Annotated in this window: 18 protein-coding genes; 12 read left to right on the top strand and 6 right to left on the bottom strand. The window is 38.1% G+C overall.

Features of this window, described 5'->3' with window-relative positions; all coding sequences use genetic code 11:
- Positions 1–13: 13 nt before the first annotated feature.
- The gene (locus DRF57_RS13340) at positions 14–1,042 is read right to left on the bottom strand and encodes a rod shape-determining protein (protein WP_047490723.1); all 1,029 of its coding nucleotides are present in this window, start codon (positions 1,040–1,042) and stop codon (positions 14–16) included.
- Between the two features lie 158 nt (positions 1,043–1,200).
- Here DRF57_RS13340 and DRF57_RS13335 point away from each other — a divergent pair, with 158 nt between their 5' ends.
- Positions 1,201–1,701: a GNAT family N-acetyltransferase gene (locus tag DRF57_RS13335; RefSeq protein WP_115918978.1), complete on the top strand. Its 501-nt coding sequence runs from the start codon at positions 1,201–1,203 to the stop codon at positions 1,699–1,701.
- Between the two features lie 76 nt (positions 1,702–1,777).
- On the opposite strand, the gene DRF57_RS13330 is transcribed toward DRF57_RS13335, so the two are convergent.
- From DRF57_RS13330 to DRF57_RS13320, 3 genes are all read right to left on the bottom strand, one after another.
- Complete coding sequence (locus DRF57_RS13330) at positions 1,778–2,173, bottom strand: VOC family protein (RefSeq protein WP_047490717.1); 396 nt, start codon at positions 2,171–2,173, stop codon at positions 1,778–1,780.
- A gap of 159 nt (positions 2,174–2,332) precedes the next feature.
- Positions 2,333–3,646 (bottom strand): sensor histidine kinase, encoded by a 1,314-nt coding sequence (locus tag DRF57_RS13325; protein WP_115918976.1) that lies wholly within the window; start codon positions 3,644–3,646, stop codon positions 2,333–2,335.
- A gap of 93 nt (positions 3,647–3,739) precedes the next feature.
- Complete coding sequence (locus tag DRF57_RS13320; protein ID WP_047490711.1) at positions 3,740–5,083, bottom strand: sigma-54-dependent transcriptional regulator; 1,344 nt, start codon at positions 5,081–5,083, stop codon at positions 3,740–3,742.
- Positions 5,084–5,275: 192 nt separating this feature from the next.
- On the opposite strand from DRF57_RS13320, the gene DRF57_RS13315 reads away from it, so the two are divergent.
- The 4 genes from DRF57_RS13315 (at position 5,276) to DRF57_RS13300 (ending at position 11,129) form a co-directional block, all read left to right on the top strand.
- Complete coding sequence (locus tag DRF57_RS13315; protein ID WP_115918974.1) at positions 5,276–6,517, top strand: efflux RND transporter periplasmic adaptor subunit; 1,242 nt, start codon at positions 5,276–5,278, stop codon at positions 6,515–6,517.
- A gap of 78 nt (positions 6,518–6,595) precedes the next feature.
- Positions 6,596–7,318, top strand: coding sequence for an ABC transporter ATP-binding protein (locus tag DRF57_RS13310; RefSeq protein ID WP_115918972.1), 723 nt, complete (start codon positions 6,596–6,598; stop codon positions 7,316–7,318).
- Positions 7,319–7,363: 45 nt separating this feature from the next.
- Positions 7,364–9,778, top strand: a complete 2,415-nt coding sequence (locus DRF57_RS13305) for an FtsX-like permease family protein (protein ID WP_115918970.1) — start codon at positions 7,364–7,366, stop codon at positions 9,776–9,778.
- Between the two features lie 52 nt (positions 9,779–9,830).
- On the top strand, positions 9,831–11,129 hold the full coding sequence (locus DRF57_RS13300) for a TolC family protein (RefSeq protein ID WP_115918968.1): 1,299 nt from the start codon (positions 9,831–9,833) through the stop codon (positions 11,127–11,129).
- A gap of 144 nt (positions 11,130–11,273) precedes the next feature.
- Here the strand turns inward: DRF57_RS13300 and DRF57_RS13295 are convergent, their stop codons facing one another.
- Entirely contained in the window at positions 11,274–12,092 is an 819-nt protein-coding gene (locus DRF57_RS13295; RefSeq protein ID WP_115918966.1) for a DUF4249 domain-containing protein, read from the bottom strand.
- Between the two features lie 3 nt (positions 12,093–12,095).
- Complete coding sequence (locus DRF57_RS13290; RefSeq protein ID WP_115918964.1) at positions 12,096–14,426, bottom strand: TonB-dependent receptor; 2,331 nt, start codon at positions 14,424–14,426, stop codon at positions 12,096–12,098.
- 309 nt (positions 14,427–14,735) lie between these two features.
- Between DRF57_RS13290 and DRF57_RS13285 the strand changes: the two genes are divergently transcribed.
- The 7 genes from DRF57_RS13285 (at position 14,736) to DRF57_RS13255 (ending at position 20,474) form a co-directional block, all read left to right on the top strand.
- Positions 14,736–16,544, top strand: coding sequence for a serine hydrolase (locus DRF57_RS13285; protein WP_115918962.1), 1,809 nt, complete (start codon positions 14,736–14,738; stop codon positions 16,542–16,544).
- A gap of 45 nt (positions 16,545–16,589) precedes the next feature.
- The gene (locus tag DRF57_RS13280; RefSeq protein ID WP_115918960.1) at positions 16,590–17,186 is read left to right on the top strand and encodes a TlpA family protein disulfide reductase; all 597 of its coding nucleotides are present in this window, start codon (positions 16,590–16,592) and stop codon (positions 17,184–17,186) included.
- A 108-nt stretch (positions 17,187–17,294) separates the two neighbouring features.
- The gene (locus DRF57_RS13275) at positions 17,295–17,789 is read left to right on the top strand and encodes a hypothetical protein (protein WP_084084771.1); all 495 of its coding nucleotides are present in this window, start codon (positions 17,295–17,297) and stop codon (positions 17,787–17,789) included.
- A 49-nt stretch (positions 17,790–17,838) separates the two neighbouring features.
- Positions 17,839–18,549: an SMI1/KNR4 family protein gene (locus DRF57_RS13270; RefSeq protein WP_228450259.1), complete on the top strand. Its 711-nt coding sequence runs from the start codon at positions 17,839–17,841 to the stop codon at positions 18,547–18,549.
- Positions 18,543–19,106: a Crp/Fnr family transcriptional regulator gene (locus DRF57_RS13265; protein WP_115918956.1), complete on the top strand. Its 564-nt coding sequence runs from the start codon at positions 18,543–18,545 to the stop codon at positions 19,104–19,106. Before DRF57_RS13270 ends, DRF57_RS13265 begins: the two co-directional genes overlap by 7 nt.
- A gap of 100 nt (positions 19,107–19,206) precedes the next feature.
- Entirely contained in the window at positions 19,207–19,596 is a 390-nt protein-coding gene (locus DRF57_RS13260; RefSeq protein ID WP_115918954.1) for a RidA family protein, read from the top strand.
- Positions 19,597–19,685: 89 nt separating this feature from the next.
- A complete protein-coding gene (locus tag DRF57_RS13255; RefSeq protein WP_115918953.1) occupies positions 19,686–20,474 on the top strand; it encodes an SDR family oxidoreductase in 789 nt (262 codons plus the stop codon).
- Positions 20,475–20,501: the final 27 nt, after the last annotated feature.

Here is a 20,501-nt window from a genome sequence, read left to right as displayed (position 1 = left end):
AGATGTACAGAATTTAGCTATTCATCAGGAATCTGAACTTATTTATATTTTTAAGGGCAATACCGGTTCCACGGACAACAGCTCTTAAAGGATCTTCGGCAACACATACAGGGAGTCCTGTTTTTCGGTGTATTCTATCGGCCAGTCCGTTCAGAAGCGCACCCCCTCCGGCAAGATAAATACCTGTTTTGTAAATGTCTGCTGCGAGCTCCGGTGGAGTAAGAGAAAGCGTTTCCAAAACGGCATCCTCAATTCTCATCAACGATTTATCCAGTGCTTTGAAAACTTCTTTATAGTTGACCATGATTTCTTTCGGTTTACCTGTAATAAGATCTCTTCCCTGTACAGGAATATCTTCCAACGGGTAGTCCAGTTCTTCCAGTGCAGAACCTATTTCAATTTTTATTCTTTCAGCAGTTCGTTCCCCAATATATAAATTGTACTGTGACCTTAGAAAATAAGCAATATCGTTTGTAAATACATCGCCGGCTATTTTTAAGGATTTGTCACATACAATTCCTCCAAGTGCCACCACGGCTATTTCGGTAGTTCCACCCCCTATATCAATAATCATATTTCCTTCAGGACTTTGAACATCAATCCCTGCTCCGATGGCGGCTGCCATTGGCTCATAGATCAGTTTTACTTCCTTGGCATTGACCTTTTGGGCAGAATCCTTAACAGCTCTTTTTTCAACCTCAGTAATTCCCGAAGGAATACATATTACAATTCTCAGGGCAGGCTGTATAAACCTCCCTCTAATCCCCGGAATCTGCTTGATGAATTCCTTAATCATATGCTCGGAAGCATGAAAGTCTGCAATCACTCCATCCTTTAACGGACGTATTGTTTTAATATTTTCATGGGTTTTACCCTGCATAAGTTTGGCTTGTTCTCCCACTGCAATTGGCTTTCCGGTTGTACGGTCAATAGCAACAATGGAAGGCTGGTCGATGACGATCTTGTTATTATGTATGATCAGCGTATTAGCGGTCCCCAGATCTATTGCGATCTCCTGCGTAAACATATCAAATAACCCCATCTTTTCCTTATTTTATTAGACTGCAAAGTACGGCTTTCTCTATTGATATTAACGACAGCAAATTCCATAATGGAAGTTAAAATTGTGTTAATTACTGCAATCATTAGCCTTGGAGCAGTAGCATTTATTTGTACATTTGTCCTCAAACTATAACTACCATGACACTTCCCCAATACGATAATTTCCCCAATATAACAGGTGATAGGCTATCATTGCGACAGGTTTTGGAAACAGATATTCCTGAGCTTATTGAAATTTCGTTCTATGATGCCATTCAGGCAGAAAGTATTGAGCAGGCAGCAGAAATGCAGGCTAAAATCAACAGCGACTATACCAGCGGGGACTCCATTCATTGGGCTATCGTGGATAACACTACCCATAAAATTGTGGGGACATGTGGGTATTATAGAGGGTTTAAACAGGGAGAAGGGGAACTGGGCTGTGTGTTATTATCCCATTATAAAGGAAAAGGATATATGACGGAAGCCATGGCATTAGCGATTGACTTTGGAATGAATACCATTGGGCTCAAACGTATTTGGGCAGCCACAAGTAAACAAAATACTAAAGCCATACAGCTCCTTGAGAGGTTAGATTTTAAGAAAATGGGAGAGCTTGATGATGAAATAGAATTTGAATTAAATCCACAGGGATCATAAGCCCAGGCAGAAATCAAAAAAAGGAAAACATACAAAATACTGCTTCTCAGAAGCAGTATTTTTTTGAGAGAAAGCTTTAGCTAAACTTCTTAATTGCTTCGACACTCACAGGAGTAAAAAAATTAATCAGATTTCCATCAGGGTCAGAAAACAAAAGCGATCGGTTTCCCCACGGCATGGTGGTAGGTTCCTGTACGATATCGCTGGCTATACTTTTAATTCTTTCATACTCTTCATCTACATTGGCTACCCTAAATTCTATGATCGTACTTTTATTACCTGTGGATTCCCTGAAATTTTCACCAAATAACTTCATGGTTCGCGTGCTTCCAATGGCTATAGTAATAGAATCACCAGATAGCTCTGCGAAATCTTCAGTATACCACTGAGCGGTTAATCCAATGGTTTTTTCGTAAAACTCTACAGTTTGTTGAATGTCTTTTGTAATCATTCTTAATGAGGTCAGTTTCATAATGTTTAAAATTGTATTGTTGACAAATTGTAAACAAAGGTAAACCAGACTAATGACAACAGGGTGTCAGGAAGGGTTAGGATTTTTGTTATAGCAATCAAGCCATAGAATGATATTGCTTATGCCTTAGTATCTATTTTACCATTACAAATAAACTGTTTATTTCAAAAACCACAATTCAAAACTGCTTCCTTCCTCCAATGTTTTATAATTAAGATAGCCCCCATGGGCTTCCATAATGCTTTTTGCCAGTGTGAGCCCGATTCCGGAACCGTTAGCTCTTGTGGTGAAAAAGGGCAGGAAAATTTTGTCTTTGATCTCAGGGATAATCCCTGAACCGTTATCGGTAATACTTACGATAATGCGGTTGTTTTGGGATTTTACAGTGGTTGTAATGAGTTTATATTCCTTTTCAGAAACCGCATGAATGGCATTAAGGTAAAGGTTGATCAGACTTCGCTCAATCATTTTTTCATCAGCTGATACTGTATAATCTTCAATATCCGGAACCATTTGGATATGATGTTTTTCAAATTCGGATTTCAAAAAGCGGGCTGCGGATTCAATAACTTTTTTTAGGGAAACAGGGGAAAGAACAGGTTTGGGTAATTCTGCAACCTGACGGTAGTGGTCTACGAAATTCAAAAGCTGTTTGGATTTTGAATTGATAACCATCAGACTTTCTTTCATATCCTGTTGATCTTCATGATCGATGGTCTCCTGGTTGCTGATGTATTCCAGGTTCTGAATCAGGCTGTTCACGGGGGTCAGAGTATTGAGCAGTTCATGGGAAATCACTTTCATCAGATTATTCCATGCCAGTTTCTCTTTTTGTTCAATAATTTTCTGAACAGATTCGAGGGTAATAATGTAAAAGTTGTGTTGTGTGTTTTTTACCTGCTGGGTTCTGAGTGAAAAAGACTGTCTGGAATTGCTATGAATGGAAATGTCAAAAAACTCTTGTGAACTTTGGTAATGGGTGTCTTCAATAATTTTATAGAATTCCGGGACCTTTGATGCATACAGTTCCCAACGGTTGTATCTGGGAACCTGTAAAATACTGAGAAATGCATTGTTCACATAAAATACTTCCCGGGTTTTATTTTCGGATAGGATGATCAGCCCTGTTTCCATCTGGTCCAGGATACTTTCATACAGCAATTTATAAGAGGATAAAGAGAATTGTTCCTCTTTACTTTGGTAATATAGACGCATACTGCTGTCGAGAAGCAGACTTCCTTCTTCCTGGGGAAATAAAGAAAAGTCTTTATTCCTGATAGAGGAGATGACCTTTTCTACTTTTGAGTCCTGAGCAGCTAATGAAAAATACATCAAAGCCACAAAAACAATCATGAGCAGTATGAAAAGCATCATACTGAACCATTTTCCTTCCAAAAAGAAATGATAAGCGGTAATTCCACTTGTTATAGCAAGAAGATTGTACAGCAACCACAGGATATTATTTTTACTCATGAGTTTTTCCTATATTTTATTGATCATAAACTTGATGATACTTTTTAAACCTAATATGCCAAAAGTCTAATGTCTGATATCTATTATCTAAACTTACAATCCAAATTTCTCCATTCTTCTGTAGAGAGCCGCCCGTGAAAGACCCAGGTCTTCTGCAGCTAAAGAAATATTTCCGGTATGTTTTTTCAATGCCTTTCTGATGAGGAGTTCCTCCATTTCTTCAATATTGAGATTGGTGATGGTGCTGTCATACTCTTCCAGTTGAGGCACCAATAACTGAAGCTTGTTGTCATTGGATAAAATAACACTTCTTTCCAGGCAATGATCCAGTTCCCGGATATTTCCCGGCCATGGAAAATGGGTGAGACCCATCAGCAAATCATCTGTAAGTTCAAGATTAGGCTTGTGATACTTTTGTTTATAACGATCAAGAAAGTAGAGGGCCAGCAATCCAATATCTTCCTGTCTGTCCCGCAAGGCCGGAATCTGAATTTCAACAGTATTGATTCTGTAATATAAATCCTGTCGGAAACGGTTCTCTGCAACGGCCTTTTTAAGGTTTTCATTGGTAGCAAAAATGAAGCGCACATCCAATACACGCTCCTTGGATTCTCCTAATCGGGATAGTTTCCTGTTTTGAATCAGACTTAACAATTTGGTCTGAAGCTGGAGTGGCAAGTTGCCAATTTCATCCAGAAAAACAGTGCCATTCTGGGCATTTTCAATTTTTCCTGCATAATCCTGATGGGCGTCTGTAAAGGCCCCCTTTTTATATCCAAAGAGTTCAGATTCAAAAAGATTTTCCGAAATACTTCCCAGATCAATATGTACAAACGGCTGATTTTTCCTTTCCGACTGTTCGTGGATGGATTCTGCGAGGACATATTTTCCAGTTCCGTTTTCCCCTAATAGCAATACATTGGCATCGGTGGGAGCCACTTTTCTGATCTGCTCAAGAACTTCCTGCATTTTTGGGGAGTGGCTTTGCAGTTGATATTGGTTATTTTTCTGATGTACATTTTCCCATTGGCTGAGCTTTCTGTTTTTTCTTGAAATGTCTACTGCCAGGTTCACGGAGGCATAGAGTTTTTCGTTATTCCACGGTTTCAGTATAAAATCTGAAGCTCCGTTTTTCAGAGCCTCTACAGCGAGTTCCACCTCTCCATAGGCAGTCATCAGAATAATAGGAAGCTGAGGTTCCAGTGTTTTAATTTCCTTCATCCAGTAAAGACCGTCCTGTCCGTTTTCAAAACCTTTTCTGAAATTCATATCCAATACTACGGCATCAACTTGATTCTCAGTCATGAATTTTAAAATTTCGGCCGGCTTACTGAGACAGCTTACTTCTGAAAAAAACTTTTTCAGCCAGACTCTTGCAGAGAACAGGATATCTTCATCGTCATCCACGATCAGAATATGAGCTTCTTTTTTACGCATAGTGGGGTACTTTATTAAAAACGGATTCTTTATGATTAAAAATGTTCATTTTCGTACAGAAAGTGTCCGATAATGAACAGTAACTTGTCTCTTATTACAAAGTCTGTTGCAGATTTTCAAGGACTTACAGATTTATAATTTTATGGCATCTGCCTTGTGTAATCTATTGTAATAAAATGAGTTATCTTTAATATGGATACGAAAATAGTAAAAAAGAAATCGAAATTAAAATTTGTTTTTGGCGGGCTGGCCATATTGGTGATGATAGGAGTCTGCAGTCTGTATTTTATCAGGCAGAAAAAAACATACAATGTTTCCGCTGAAGATATTCAGACTGATGCAGTTACCCAGGGGAAATTTGAAGATATGCTGATGGTAACGGCCCAAACCCAGTCACTCAATTCTTCATTAGTCAATGTTTTGGAAGGGGGAGTGGTGAAAGAAATTTTTGCAGAAGATGGGCAGATTGTCACAAAGGGCCAACCTATTGCGAGAGTATATAATCCCAATACAGAATTCAGTTATATGAATCAGGAAACAGGAATCATGCAACAGGTCAGCCAGATGAGGACTACACTTCTTGAACTGAAAAATCAGGAACTCGCCCAGGATAAAGAACTCTTACAAGCCCAGAATGATTATAATACGGCACTTCAGAGCTTTAATCTTCAGAAAAGACTCTATGATGCGGACATTGGAAAAAAAACAGATTATGACATCAGTGTGCAGAATCTGGCTTATCAGAAACAGAGGAAATCAATTATTGAAAAGGGTTTTTCTACAGAAAAGAGTTCAAGGAATACCCAAATGACAGCGGTCAATACATCAATGGGACAAATGGATAGAAGCCTTCAGGTTTTACGTTCCAATAAAAATAATTTTCTCATCATGGCTCCTGCTTCCGGAAGACTTTCATCATTTGCTATTTCATTGGGTGAAAACCTTATCAGTGGACGAAGTATCGGGAAGGTCGATTTGATGGACGGGTATAAGCTGGTGGCTAAAGTAGATGAATATTACATCAATAAACTGCAGAATGGCATTAAAGGAATGCTGGATAATAATGATCAACCCTATGAAGTGGTGATCACTAAAATACTGCCGGAAGTAAAAGACGGTCAGTTTCTCGTGGAACTGAATTTTACCGATAAAAAACCGGATAATCTGAAAATAGGGATGACCTTTGGATTGAAACTAAAGCTTTCAGCCGATACACAGAGTACAATGATCTCTAAGGGAAGCTTTTTCAAAGAAACGAATGGAAAGTGGATCTTTGTAGTGACAGGAAATAAAGCTGAAAAAAGGACTATCAGTCTTGGAAGAGAGAATCCGCTGTATTATGAGGTGGTATCAGGATTGAAGCCCGGAGAAACCGTTATTACATCGGATTATTCAGATTTGAAAAAATATGAAATCCTTGATATTAAAAAGTAAAAAGATGAATATTTTTAACCTCCCGTTATCACCGCTTATAAAAAAATCTAATCAACAATAACAGCAAACATAATTATCATGATCAATATACATAATCTTTCAAAAATATACAGAGCAGAAGATGTACAGACGCATGCCTTAAAAGAGGTAAGCCTGAACATCAAAGAAGGTGAATTCCTGGCCATTATGGGACCTTCCGGCTGTGGGAAATCTACTTTTTTAAATATTCTCGGTCTTTTAGACAGTGCCTCGGCAGGCTCATATCAATTTGAAGAAAGAGAAATGATAGTGCTTAGTGAAAGAAAGAAATCGGATGTCCGTAAAAAAAATATAGGTTTTATTTTTCAGAATTTTAACCTTATTGATGAGCTGACTGTCTATGAAAATATTGAGCTGCCTTTAATTTACAACGGAGTTTCTTCTGCGGAAAGAAAAAGAAAAGTAGAAGAAATTATGGAGAAAATCAATATTGCTCACCGCTCAAAACATTACCCACAGCAACTTTCCGGAGGACAGCAGCAAAGGGCAGCCGTAGCAAGAGCACTGGTTACAAAACCTAAACTGATCCTCGCTGATGAGCCCACCGGAAATCTGGACAGCTCCAACGGAAATGAGGTGATGAATCTTCTGGCAGAACTTCACAGAGAAGGATCTACCATTGTTATGGTCACCCACTCTTCATATGATGCCGGCTTTGCTTCACGGATTATCAATATGAAAGACGGTGAAATCTTCAATGAGGAACATGCTTCCCAAAGAAAAGATGTTTTTGAAAAAGCAGATGCCGGAGCATTTGAATAAATCTGAAGTATTTCATCAAATATTATTAATTGTAATCCTATTATTATGCTTACCAACTGGCTCAAAATTGCCTTGATTAATTATAAAAAGAACAGACTGTCTACTTTTATCAATCTGTTTGGACTTACCATCGGACTCACCGGATTTATGCTGATCCTGATGCATTGGAACGATGAGGAATCTTATGAAAAATGGAATCCCAAAAAAGATCAGATCTTTGCTTTTCAAAGTTTATACAAAAAAGATAATTTCTACGGGAATAACATTTCTTATCCTTTGGCGTATGAGGCATTTAAAAAGATTTCGGAAACGGAAGACTATGTTATTTTCAACGGTTCAGACATAGGATTGAAAATGAGAACAAAATATACCACTGCTTTTCAGCAGGGTGGCTTTACCTCATCGGAAAATTTCTTTAATTTTTTTCCTTTTAAAATTATTTCAGGCCGGGCGAAAGATGCTTTAAAATCAGATGCTTCTATTGCTATTTCCAGACAGGCAGCTATGAAATTATTCGGAACCGTTAATGCGGCTGGTGAATCCATAAAAATTGATGATAAAGATTATATGGTTACCGCTGTATATGAGCTCCCTGAAGGGAATAGTCAGATCAAACCGGAATTCATTTTTAAACCTGCAGAACAGTTTAAAAATGATAAGGAAGAATGGAATAATTTCAACTACGGATGCTTTTTTATGCTTAAAAAAGGAGCAGATCCTTCGGTTTTTGAAAATAAATTTAAAGAAATTCTGGAACATAGAGCGGCTCGTTCTGCGAAAAAAGCAGGAATGAGTGCACAACAGTTTTTTGAAATGTATGGGCCCAACAGAGTATTTCTCGTTCCATTGGATCAGCTTAAACTTCATGCAAAAGCTTCATGGTTTGGAAATGGAGACTTCAGAACCATTATGATTCTGTTTTCCCTTTCTGTCCTGATTGTTATTTTATCAGCGATCAATTTTATCAATCTGAAAACGGCAGAAGCATCGCAAAGAGGAAAAGAAGTGGGAGTAAGAAAAGCAATTGGAGGCACAAAGCTTTCTCTAATGCTTCAGTTCTTTTTAGAGACATTTATTATATGTCTGCTGTCTTATTTCCTGTCTTTAGCCCTTACAGAGCTTTTACTTCCTTCTTTTAATAAATTTTTTAACAAGGAAATAGTGCTGAACGACTGGCATGTATATATGTATTCCTTAGCGATGGTCATGGCAGTTACCTTATTATCCGGGCTGGTTCCTGCTTTTTATCTTTCAAACTTTAAAGCAATTGAGACTCTCAAAGGTAATTTCTCCCGAAGCAAACACGGAGTCTGGTTTAGAAACGGAATTCTTACGCTACAGCTCGTTATTTCCTCATTTTTTATCATTGGAGGTCTGATTGTACACAGCCAGGTAAAGCATATGATGAACAAAGACCTTGGATTTAATGGAAAACAGATCATGATGATTTACTGCAATGAACTTACTCCTAAATCATGGTTAAAATATGAACGTCTTAAAAATGAACTCTCGAAAATTAACGGGGTAGAGGCCGTTTCCTATGGAGAAGCTGTTGCTGGGAGCGGACGGCGAAGCAGCTCAAATATCGATTATGAGCACCAAAGTATTGATGCCGAAACTGGTTCAATGGATTATAATTATCTTCAGTTTCTGGATGTTAAATTACTAAAAGGACGCTGGCTGGATCCTAATCTGGCTTCCGATACGATGAATACTATTATTGTCAATGAGGCATTTGTTAAAAAGTTTGGCTGGACAGATGAACAGGCTTTTCAGCGTGAACTCCATCCGGGGTTTGATGAAGGAAAGAAATATAAGATAGTAGGAATTGTGAAAGATTTTAATCTTAGAAGCCTTAAATTTAAGATAGAACCTATCATGTTTTTTCATTACAAACAATCTCCCTGGAAGAGATTTAATGTATACAATATTCAGGTGAAAATAAAACCGGATGATATTGAAGGAACGGTAGCAAGGGTCAAAAAATTCTGGCAGACTTCAGCAGAACCGGGCTATCCTTTTGATTATTATTTTATCAATCAGAGATTTGCAAAAACTTTTGAAGACTATCAAAAGCAGCAGACCTTATTGACTATTCTGAATGCTATGGTATTAATGGTGGCTTTACTGGGGCTCTTTGCACTTTCCTCTTTGATGATAGAGCAGAAATTGAAAGATGTGGCGATTCGGAAAACATTGGGTGCTTCAGATTATGTTCTGGTTTTCGGACTGACCAGTCAGTTCCTTTGGATTGCTGTCATTGCTGTTTTGATCAGTATTCCGATCTGTTATTTTCTGATGAACGAATGGTTGAAAGATTTTGCCTATAGAATAGATATGCCGGTGTGGCCGTTTGTTGTCAGTTTCCTGGTTTTATTGGGGTTAACATTTGCTGTCGTAAGTATCAAAGCTTATAAAGCCACAAAAGTAGATCTCATCAAATACCTGAAGTATGAGTAACTGAGTTCATCGATCATCTTATTTTCTTAATTATTTAAATCAGAACATCCTCATGAAAAATATGATTTTCCTGTTTTTTGTTGGCCTTTATCCGGCTCAGCAAACATGGAACCTGCAACAATGTCTCGACTATGCTACAGCTCATCATCCGCTGGTTAAACAGGCCACAGTGAATGTTGCCAAAAATGATAAGCTGATTACAGGATCAAAAGGTATGCTGCTGCCTTCTGTAGAAGCAGGGGTGAGGCATACTTATAGTTTTGGTTCTTCCATTAACCAATCGAGTAATCAGCGGGAAGCTCTCAATACACAATATGATCAGTTTACGGCTCAGGCAGACTGGAGTCTTTTCAACTGGAAAAATATTCTGGATATATCTTTGTCTACATTGAATAAAGAGACCAGTGCCTACCGGCTTAAGCTGGCACAGAATAAGGTAAAACTAAATGTTATTCAAATGTTTTTTGCCTACCAGAATGGGAAAAGCTGGCTGGAAGTCCTGGAAACCCAGATATCCGGAATGCAGGATCAGATTAAGCGTACTGAAAAAGAAGTGGAAATTGGAAACAGACCCAAAAGTGATGTATATGATATCAAAGCGAATCTGGGAACTTTACAGGAGCAATGGGTATCTGCGAAAAATCAACGGGATCAGTCAAAAATTAACCTGCTTAATGCATTGGCTTTTACTCAGGATTCTTTGGAATTTGTGATGGCTGAGGAAACTCTCTCTTCAGAAGCAGAATTTCGGGATCCGGATTTTACAAAAAAATTGTTAGAGAAAAATCCAGCCTATCAATCCGTAATAGCAGAGATTAAAGCACAGGAAAAGAAAGAGGATATAGCAAGAGCAGGGTATTTGCCAACTTTAAATGCAAGTTACAGCTGGTCTACTTTTTATAATAAAGTGCTGGGAAAGGATGATAACTCCAACATCCGTTTCTCCGATCAGTTTTCTCAAAACAAAAACCAAACTGTACTTTTAGGACTCACTATTCCCATTTTTAATAAGTTACAGGTAAAAACCAATGTGGAAACAGCCAAACTGGATATCATCAATTCCAAATATGATAAAGAGCTAATCATCAATGACCTGACTCAGAATATTAATTCGATTAAAGCACAGTTTTTGAATGCTCAGGAGAAATATAACCTGCTGGATACCAATTTTGAAAACCAAAAACTATCTTTTCAGAAATCTGAAGAAAAATATAAAGAAGGGTTAATGGATGCTTATACTTTTTTTGTTGTCCGCAACGGATGGCTTCAGGCTAACTATAATCTTATCAGCAGTAAAAATGATGTAATCCAGCAGACAGAACTGCTAAAGGTACTGGAATCAGGTTTTTAAATTCAGAATATTCGTACATTTTCAAAAAAGCAGTCTTCAAAATGATGAAGGCTGCTTTTATGTTGAATATATTCTCAGAATATGATTTTCCTGCTTACTAAGCATGAATAAGATATTCCAAAATCCTGAAAGATTCTTTTTTATTTAGGGTGTGGTCACTTCCTGGATCACAAAATTCTGCTCACTCTGTGTATGGGCAGAAAAGTAGCCTAAAGCTCCATTGCTGATATTACTTGGAGGGTTAGCAGGCGTTACACTGCCGCCATTACCGTTGGAAATCTGAAGAAGGGCACTGTAATAGGTGAATACATTGGTGTCAATACTTTGCATTTCTACGTGAATGGTATCTCCCACAACCACTTTATGATCTCTGCCGTCATTATCATCATTCGGAAGGATGATCGGACGCTGATTGGCAAGCCCGTTATTTACATTGTCTGAAAAGACATCCATGTATTTTTTTGTTAAATTATTGATGGTAAAGCTGAAAAGATAACGGTTACCTAATGCAATAGGATCTGTAAAAATAGGTAAAAGGGTATAGCTTTTTTCGTCTCCGAAAGAAAATGAGTCCTGTGACAGACCTTCAAAATCCACGGCCTCAGGCATTGTACTTTGAGCGGTATATTGCTTTCCTTCCGCCTGTACATTCAGGGTATAGGTTCTGCCGGATACTCCTACAAAATTGGTAGTCTGGTATTTTCCCTGGCCTATATACTGTAAAACTTCCGTTTGACCGGCATTATCGGTTAAAGTAACCTGTGCACCCGTCACGGCAGGATATTGATTAGGCTGTGAAACTCCCACAGATTTCGTTATTTTCACGATATAAGGCCCGGCCTGATCGGTAACATTCCCTTCAATGACGATATTTCCACTTTGATCGGCAAGATCCAGATTGATCTCTTTCTCACAAGATGTTAAAGCAAACAGGGATAATATGATAAAAAATGTATTTTTCATGATTTAAAATTTGAAATTGTAAGTGATGTTAGGTACCCAACGGAATAGAGAAGTCTGCATAGCACGTGTTGTTCCTGGATTATTTGGGTTGTCTTCAAAGGTAATCGTATAGGCATTTTCACGACCATACAGATTATAAATACCAAAAGTCCATGAACCCTTGAAGCGTTTATTAGAGCTTGGCTCATAGGTAGCACTCAAGTCCATTCTGTGATAAGCCGGCATTCTGTCTGCATTTCTGTTGCTGTACTGGAAGATCGTTTGTCCGTTCAGCTCATACTTTCCGGTAGGGAAGGTCACTGCATTTCCGGTACTGTACAGGAAAAGACCGGACATGGACCATTTTTCATTAAACTGATACGTGGCAACTACGGATAGATCATGTGTTTTATCCATTCTGGCATTATACCATTCATTATTATTGATCCCGTTTATTTTTCTTTCAGTTTTGGATAAGGTATAAGAAATCCATCCGGTAAGCTTTCCGCTTTTCTTTTTAGCAATAAGCTCAAGACCGTAGGCTCTTCCTTTTCCGAACAGCAATTCATTTTCTACATCTGATCCTGTATCAAACCCAATCTGAGCTCCATTTTTGAAATCGATCTGATTTTGCATGGATTTGTAATAGACTTCAGCATTGATTTCATAATTATTGTTTTTGAAATTCCTGCTGTAGCCTGCACTGATCTGATCTGCAATTTCCGGTTTTACCGTATAGCTGCTTCCAATCCATTGGTCTGTAGGATTTCCGCTGTTGCTGTTACTTAAAAGGTGTAGATTTTGAGTATTACGGGAATAGCCTCCTTTCACACTGCTGACTTCATTGATACGGTAATTAGCGGTAATACGGGGTTCAGGATTTACATAGGTTTTCCCAAATTTCCCTTTTTCTAAAAACCTGCTTTCTTTAAGATTTCCGTTTTCATACGTGTTGAAAGTATCACCTCCCAATACACTAAATAGGGAAAGCCTTACCCCATAATTAATGGTAAGCTTCTCTGTAGCCTTAAAATCATCATTGATATACAGGGCGTTTTCCCATGAATATCTTGGATTTCTTGGGAAGCTGCTCACACTCGTCCCTGAAGCACTGCTTGGGGTAAGGGTATGATAAATAGACTGAAGACCAAAACGTACAGAATGCTTATTTCCTGCAAACCAGGTGAAATCCTGCTTAAGATTCCAGTCCTGTATCTTAGAATTCAAATCAAATACATTGTCGTTGCTCTTCAGACTGATTTTATAGTCATAATTGCTGTAGATGAAGGATGTATTTGAAAATAATTTACTGTTGATAATACTGTTCCAGCGTAGTGTGGCTGTTGTATTTCCCCAATCTGTAGAGAATGTATTTCCTAATCCAAGAACATCTCTTCCAAAATAGGCGGATAGATAAAGGCGGTTATTTTCATTGAGCTGATAATTGGCCTTCAAGTTAAGGTCATAAAAATATAACTTATTGTCCTTGTAATCTTTATTGGCCTTAAGGAATAAATCGGCATAGGTTCTTCTTCCGGAAACAATAAATGATGATTTCTCTTTCTGGATAGGACCTTCTACGCTCACTCTGCTGCTGATCAGCCCGATTCCTCCGTTGACGTTATAATCCTGGTTATTTCCGTCCTTCATCTTGACATCCAATACGGAAGACAGACGTCCCCCATATTGGGCAGGGCTGTTTCCTTTGATAATACTGGCATCTTTCAGGGCATCACTGTTGAAGGTACTGAAAAATCCAAGTAAATGAGAGGCATTATAAACCGGAGCTTCATCCAGTAAAATAAGGTTCTGGTCGGTAGCACCTCCTCTTACACTGAATCCACTGCTTCCTTCACCGTTACTTTTGATCCCCGGTAAAAGCTGTATGGTTTTCATAACGTCTTTTTCACCAAATAAAACCGGTAGTTTTTCAATGTTTTTGATGCTTAGGGTCTCAGTTCCCATTTGGGCTGTAGAAAGATTTTTATCTTTTTTTATACCCGTTATCACTACTTCATCAATCGATTTTGAGATGGCTTCCTGCTGGATAAGAGGAAGATCAAGCTTTATGTTCTGATCTACTTTGATCTGCTGTTCAAAATCTTTATATCCCGAATTGGAAATAATGATTGTATAGTTGCCTTCCGGTAAGGAGAGAGAATAGAAGCCATATTCGTTGGCAACAACGTTAATCGAAGGATCTTCACTTACTTTTACGGTCACTCCAATCAGTAATTCGCCATTTTTTTTGTCTTTAACCGTTCCACTTACGGAATAGGTTTGCTGGGCGATTACAAAGGTGCTGAAACAGAGCGCAGCGGTGGCTGCGGTAATCTTTAAAAAGGATGTTTGCATTAGTTTTGTTTAAAAAGAAGTAGATCTTTTTTCTATATTAAAATAGTTTATTGATGTAAGATTAGTTGAAGAGACTGAGGATTAGTTACACAAAAACTTGTTATTGAATAAATTAATTCCTTAACCGACTCTTTTTTATTAAAAAATTAGCCGGAAACTCCGCTGGCAAAGATAATAGAACTTATGCGAAACATAGTACACTAAAGGGTTATTATTTTTTTAATTTTCAGTTATTAAGTGGCAATATCAAAAATACATTGGATTTAGTATGGCTAAAGTTATATTTTTGATGAACCAAACTTCAGTACCATGAACGTTAAAACGTCTTTTTATATTGCATTCGCTTTCGGAATAATAGGAAATTCTACTTTTGCCCAGATAACACCTGAATTGAGCAAAGAAATTTCCAGTGTTGAGTCAGGATTAATGCCTGTCATTCGTTTTGAGGGTAAGCCACTCTGGACGCTGGAATCCCGAATGAAACATTATAATGTTCCGGGAGTAAGCATTGCTGTTATCAAAAACTCCAAAGTGATCTGGAGCAAAACATATGGTCTGGCAGATGTAGAATCTAAGACTCCCGTGAATTCCAGAACTTTGTTTCAGGCAGCTTCTATGAGTAAACCTGTAAGTGTTTATGCTGCCTTAAAGGAAGTGGAAGCTGGAAAAATTAATCCGGATGCTGATGTAAACACCTACCTGACTTCCTGGAAGATTCCGGAAAATAAATTTACAAAAGAAAAAAAAGTCAGTCTCAAAAATATTGTAAGCCATACTGCAGGTTTTACTGTGAGTGGATTCCCCGGATATGAAGCGGGCACACCTATTCCGACACTGATCCAGATTTTAAAGGGAGAAAGCCCGTCTAATACTTCTGCTATTGTAGTGGATAAACTTCCCGGAACACCTTTCCGCTATGCTGGTGGTGGATATTGTGTGATGCAGCAAATGCTCATAGACACAAAAGGAAAAGACTTTCCCACCATTATAAAAGAAAATGTGCTTTTGCCTTTGGATATGAAAAACAGCACTTTCAGTCAGCCGTTACCTGAAAATCAGGCTCAGTGGGCAGCTACAGCTTATACTATGGATGGCCAAAGAGTGAAGGGAAAGTATCATATTTATCCTGAAATGGCTGCCGCAGGTTTGTGGACTACTGCTGAAGATCTGGCCAAATTTGTAATTGATATTCAGAATACCCTAAATAATAAAAGCCATATTGTTGTTTCTCAGAAAACGGCGCAGGAATTTACAAGTCCTTTCATTGATAAATTTGAAGGATTAGGAATTTTCCTTGAGAATAAAAGCGGAGAGGCCTACTTCAACCACGGGGGATGGAATGAAGGATTTTCCAGCAGGTTTATAGGAAGTAAAACCAGTGGGGATGGCGTTGTCATTTTAACCAATACCAATAAACCTGATTTTATAGAAGAATTGGTCCGTTCAGTAGCATCTGTGTATCAATGGCCAAATTATCTTCCCCCTGTTTATAAAGCTTTACCTCTAACCGAGCAGGACTTTAATAAAAGTATAGGACGTTACCAATTTGACAAGTACGGACTTTACAGGATCTATCGTGAAAACGGAAAGTTACTGTTGAATATTAATGATTTGGAAACCCCAATGGAACTCATTAAAGTGGGAGAGAATACCTATGTCATGCAGAATTGGGATTTTACGTCAGAATTTGTGAAAAATGCTTCAACCGGGAAACTCGAACTTGTACAAGTATTACAGGATAAAACGGTACGCTCAAAAAATCCACAAATGGGAAGTGATGAAAAGACACCGTTAGAACTGGTTATGGAAGGGAGTTTTGATAAAGGATTACAAGCCTATAAAAATGCCAAAATCAAAGACAGTGATCATTATTTTCTTTCCGAAGACTATTTGAATAATACCGGTTATGCATTGCTCAGCAAAAAAGATTTTACAAAAGCAATTGATTTTTTCCGTGTGAATGCTATATTGTATCCTAACAGCCAAAATGTTTATGACAGTTTAGGAGAAGCTTATGTGAAAGCCGGTCAAAAAGATAAGGCCAAACAGACCTATCTGAAACTGTTGGAAATAAGCCCTAAAAATGAAAAGGCGGTTAAGGTTTTAAAAACATTATAACATAGAAATGCTTTTCAAAGAATTTTTATTGGAGAAATAAGAAATATGGAAGACATAAAAAAATGGATTAAAAAGAATGGATCTACTGCTTTTTTTGCAGTTTTGCTGGTTGTTTTATTAGTGAGTCCGGATGCAAAAGCCTGGTTAATGAGGCAAGTGGCCTCTACAGGCCTTCTTAATTCCAACATATCGGAATCTAAAGAAATGAATTCATCCACTCCTTTGTATGCCGGTTTTATGCTGAAAAACGAAGACGGAACGGCAATTAATACTGCTGACCTAAAAGGAAAGGTGATCTTCATTAATTTTTGGGCCTCATGGTGTCCTCCCTGCAGGGCGGAATTTCCTTCTATTCAGGAATTTTATGAAAAGTACAGGAACCATCCGGATATGGTATTTTTAACGGTAAATCTTGATGACAATCCTGAGCTTGGCAAAGCCTATCTAAAACAGAAGAATTTTACAATCCCTTTTATAACTTCTGCAGGAGCTATTCCAAAGGACTTATATAGCGGTTCGTTACCAACTACAGTTGTACTGGATAAAAAAGGGGAAATTCGTCTTCATCATCAGGGACTGGCAGATTACAGTAAAGATTCATTTTATGCCCAAATTGATGAACTGTTAATCCAGAAGAGGTGATGGTGAGAGCTTTTTTTATAGAGCCAAGAGTCAAGAGTCAAAAACCAAGAGTTGAGAACCAAGAATGAAGAATAAAAGTAGAGCAAAGAAAAAAGAATTAGGAGGGCTATGATGACGTTTAAAATACTGACGATTGAAGAGATAGAAACTGAGATCCTGAAAGAGGGAAAGGACTTGCAAAACTTTCCTAAGACTGTAGCGTTTTCTTTTTCTGAACGGTACAAAAATCTGGTGACTTCTATGAAAACAACAGAGATTTCTTCAGAAACAATTCTATATAATGCTGTTGAAGCACTCAATGAAAATAAAGAATTTGAACTAACCGATTATTGGTGCTTTGCCGGAAACGGGCAGGGTGACCGGTGGTTTATGAATGAAAATACCGAAGTCTTCTTTTATGATCATGATTATGATGAGAGCCTTGTTCCTATGCGCATCAGTTTTGAAGACTGGCTGCAGATGGCGTTTATCATCCGGCAGTTGGATAGGTATTTTGAAGAACATGAAAGTATCCCGAAGGTAGTAAAACAGGCATTTTATGAAGCATTGAACAGTATCCATCCGGAATTAAGCGAAAATTATCCGTTTACCCTGTCAATATAACGATAAGAAGCTGTAATCCATTAATATAATAATTGAAATCACAATGAATATGACCACAGAATTAGAAGAAACCTATGATTTTCAATATCCTGAAATCTATAAGCAGCTTGCCGAAAACAAGATGCTGGATTGGGGTGAAGCCGGACCGGATTGGCATCTTACGGTTTTTCCTCAACTAAAAAAGAATCCTCCGCTATTGCTATTTGGATATGATATTGAGATCTGGGACGATCCTCAGTTGGTGAGAGCTTTCATTGAAGAAATGTCGGATGAGGAGGATTATAGAAATATTCATCCGGATTATCAGTTTGTTCCGTTTGCTAAAAATGGAGCAGGAGACTTGTATGCTTTTCAGTTTGACCTGCAGAATAATGGTGAAATTCCCATTACACTGATTCCTCATGATGACGAAGAGGCAGAAGTATTGGCCGGAAATTTACAGGATTTTATTTTTCGCCAATTGCTGGAAGCAGTAACGGAAATAGATGAAGACGCTATGTTTTATGAAGATGATGAGGAAGATCTGAAACAGAATTTATATCATCAGCTGAAGACCCATGAACCCTATTTAAAGCCGTCGCAGGTTGCCATTCTAAAGAATATTTATCAGCGGGATATTTTTGAATATACGTATAAAGTTCCTAATGGGCGCACATTTGAGGCAGAAGGGCTGGTGACGTTTGATGAGGTTGCTGAAATTATAAATAAAGAAATTGCTTTTGACCAGTTAAATAAGAAGTTCAATTATACAAAATGCTAGAGCAGCTAAGAATCCATATTGAAAAAATCGTTCCGCTTACCGACGAAGAATTCGGAATAGTATCTTCTCTCTTCTCTTTTAGAAAATATAAAAAACATCAGTTTTTAGTACAGGAAGGGGAAGCGGTAGCCTACCATTATTTTGTGTTAAAAGGCTTGCTGAAACTGGTGTATACCGATGAATCAGGAAAGGAGCATATTGTAGGATTTGCCATGGAAGATTGGTGGGAAACAGATTTTCAGGCGTATTATACACAAACCAAGGCCACCATGTTTCTGCAGTGTGTGGAAGCCACTGAAGTCTTGTGCCTGAGTTTGCCCGATTACAGAAAATTATGTACAGAGCTACCCAAGCTTGAGCATTTTTTCCTGGAAAAAGCATATATGGGTTTCATTGCGGCACAACAACGGATTATTTCTACGATGACCACTGAGATAAAAGACCGCTACAAGCAACTGCTTGAAAAGTATCCGACACTCGTCCAACGCGTTCCAAAGTCTCTTCTTGCAGCCTATTTAGGAGTTTCCAGAGAAACATTAAGCAGGTTACCGCTCTAAAATTGTGATTTCCCTCACTTCATAATCGTGATCGCGATCACAGAGTTGTAAAGCCTCTATTCTTCAATTTTGCAAAGTAACCTTTAATAAATTGAATACAATGGAAAAAAGAACAGTAAACCCGTGGAAGTGGCAGGATGAAAGAAGTTATTCCCAGGCGGTTGAGGTGAAGAATGCCACAAGTACATTATACTGCTCCGGGCAGGCGGCTATTGATCCTGACGGAACCTCAAGTGATAAAGACATGAAATCCCAGCTGGTGCAGGCTATCGCAAATTTAGAAGAAGTTATAACCACAGCAGGGTATGAATGTAAGGGCATTGTCAGGTTAAACATATATACCACTTCTACACACGAGCTTTGGCCATATTTTCCGATCCTTCAGGAGTGGATTGCAAAACACCGGATCGAACAGGCTGTTACCATGCTGGAAGTAAACGGGCTATTTGAAACATTGAAAGTAGAACTGGAAGCCACCGTGGTGAAATAATTATCGACCGCAGAATAAGAAACCTTCAAACAGATTTTGAAGGTTTTTTCTTACATTTATATGAATCAATATAATTCAGCAAAGAGCTTATGAATATTCAACTTTTTTCAAAAAATGCTCTGGTAGGAGCAGCAACGCAGGGAATAGGAGCCGGAATTGCCATAGAGCTGGCAAAATGCGGAGCCAATGTCACGGTAATGTCCCGTAATGAGGATAAACTTAAAGACTTTGTTTCTTTATTACCAATCGTGAATGCAGATCAGAAACACGAATATCTGGTTGCCGATTTTTCTGACTTTGAGAGCTATAAGAAAACGATAACAGACTATTTCAGCAATCATTCCATAGATATTCTGGTCAATAATACCAATGGTCCTGAACCGGGGTTGGCCCTGGACAAAAATGCAGAAGATTATCAAAAAGCATTTGATCTGCTCTTTAAAACAGTCTGTGAAACCACATTGCTGGCTTTACCTCATATGATTCAGCAGAAAAAAGGCCGTATCATCAATGTTTCTTCATTATCAGTGAAAGAGCCCATTAATAACCTTGCGCTTTCCAACTCTATCCGTTCAGCAGTAATCGCCTGGGCCAAGACATTATCGAATGAAATAGCCCAGCATAATGTTACTGTAAACAATGTTCTCACCGGATATTTTGATACAGAAAGAATCCAGAATCTTATTAATCATGAAGCACAGCAAACAGGAGCTTCCACTGAAGAAATAAAAAAAGCCAGAGAAAATAAGATTCCAATGAAAAGATTAGGAAAACCGGAAGAATATGGTCACCTGGTGGCTTTTCTGGCATCAGAATATTCAGCCTATCTCACCGGAACTAGTATTCCCTTGGATGGAGGATTGAATAATACATATTAAAGCAAGAATTTTCTTATAAAAATATAA

This window comes from Chryseobacterium rhizosphaerae (assembly GCF_003385455.1).
Classification (GTDB): domain Bacteria; phylum Bacteroidota; class Bacteroidia; order Flavobacteriales; family Weeksellaceae; genus Chryseobacterium; species Chryseobacterium rhizosphaerae.
This window is presented reverse-complemented; position numbering and strand designations above follow the sequence as displayed.

Excerpts from the sequence above, each read along its gene's own strand:
- DRF57_RS13340 (WP_047490723.1), bottom strand. The coding sequence starts at position 1,042 with ATGGGGTTATTTGATATGTTTACGCAGGAGATCGCAATAGATCTGGGG.
- DRF57_RS13335 (WP_115918978.1), top strand. The coding sequence starts at position 1,201 with ATGACACTTCCCCAATACGATAATTTCCCCAATATAACAGGTGATAGG.
- DRF57_RS13330 (WP_047490717.1), bottom strand. The coding sequence starts at position 2,173 with ATGAAACTGACCTCATTAAGAATGATTACAAAAGACATTCAACAAACT.
- DRF57_RS13325 (WP_115918976.1), bottom strand. The coding sequence starts at position 3,646 with ATGAGTAAAAATAATATCCTGTGGTTGCTGTACAATCTTCTTGCTATA.
- DRF57_RS13320 (WP_047490711.1), bottom strand. The coding sequence starts at position 5,083 with ATGCGTAAAAAAGAAGCTCATATTCTGATCGTGGATGACGATGAAGAT.
- DRF57_RS13315 (WP_115918974.1), top strand. The coding sequence starts at position 5,276 with ATGGATACGAAAATAGTAAAAAAGAAATCGAAATTAAAATTTGTTTTT.
- DRF57_RS13310 (WP_115918972.1), top strand. The coding sequence starts at position 6,596 with ATGATCAATATACATAATCTTTCAAAAATATACAGAGCAGAAGATGTA.
- DRF57_RS13305 (WP_115918970.1), top strand. The coding sequence starts at position 7,364 with ATGCTTACCAACTGGCTCAAAATTGCCTTGATTAATTATAAAAAGAAC.
- DRF57_RS13300 (WP_115918968.1), top strand. The coding sequence starts at position 9,831 with ATGAAAAATATGATTTTCCTGTTTTTTGTTGGCCTTTATCCGGCTCAG.
- DRF57_RS13295 (WP_115918966.1), bottom strand. The coding sequence starts at position 12,092 with ATGAAAAATACATTTTTTATCATATTATCCCTGTTTGCTTTAACATCT.
- DRF57_RS13290 (WP_115918964.1), bottom strand. The coding sequence starts at position 14,426 with ATGCAAACATCCTTTTTAAAGATTACCGCAGCCACCGCTGCGCTCTGT.
- DRF57_RS13285 (WP_115918962.1), top strand. The coding sequence starts at position 14,736 with ATGAACGTTAAAACGTCTTTTTATATTGCATTCGCTTTCGGAATAATA.
- DRF57_RS13280 (WP_115918960.1), top strand. The coding sequence starts at position 16,590 with ATGGAAGACATAAAAAAATGGATTAAAAAGAATGGATCTACTGCTTTT.
- DRF57_RS13275 (WP_084084771.1), top strand. The coding sequence starts at position 17,295 with ATGATGACGTTTAAAATACTGACGATTGAAGAGATAGAAACTGAGATC.
- DRF57_RS13270 (WP_228450259.1), top strand. The coding sequence starts at position 17,839 with ATGACCACAGAATTAGAAGAAACCTATGATTTTCAATATCCTGAAATC.
- DRF57_RS13265 (WP_115918956.1), top strand. The coding sequence starts at position 18,543 with ATGCTAGAGCAGCTAAGAATCCATATTGAAAAAATCGTTCCGCTTACC.
- DRF57_RS13260 (WP_115918954.1), top strand. The coding sequence starts at position 19,207 with ATGGAAAAAAGAACAGTAAACCCGTGGAAGTGGCAGGATGAAAGAAGT.
- DRF57_RS13255 (WP_115918953.1), top strand. The coding sequence starts at position 19,686 with ATGAATATTCAACTTTTTTCAAAAAATGCTCTGGTAGGAGCAGCAACG.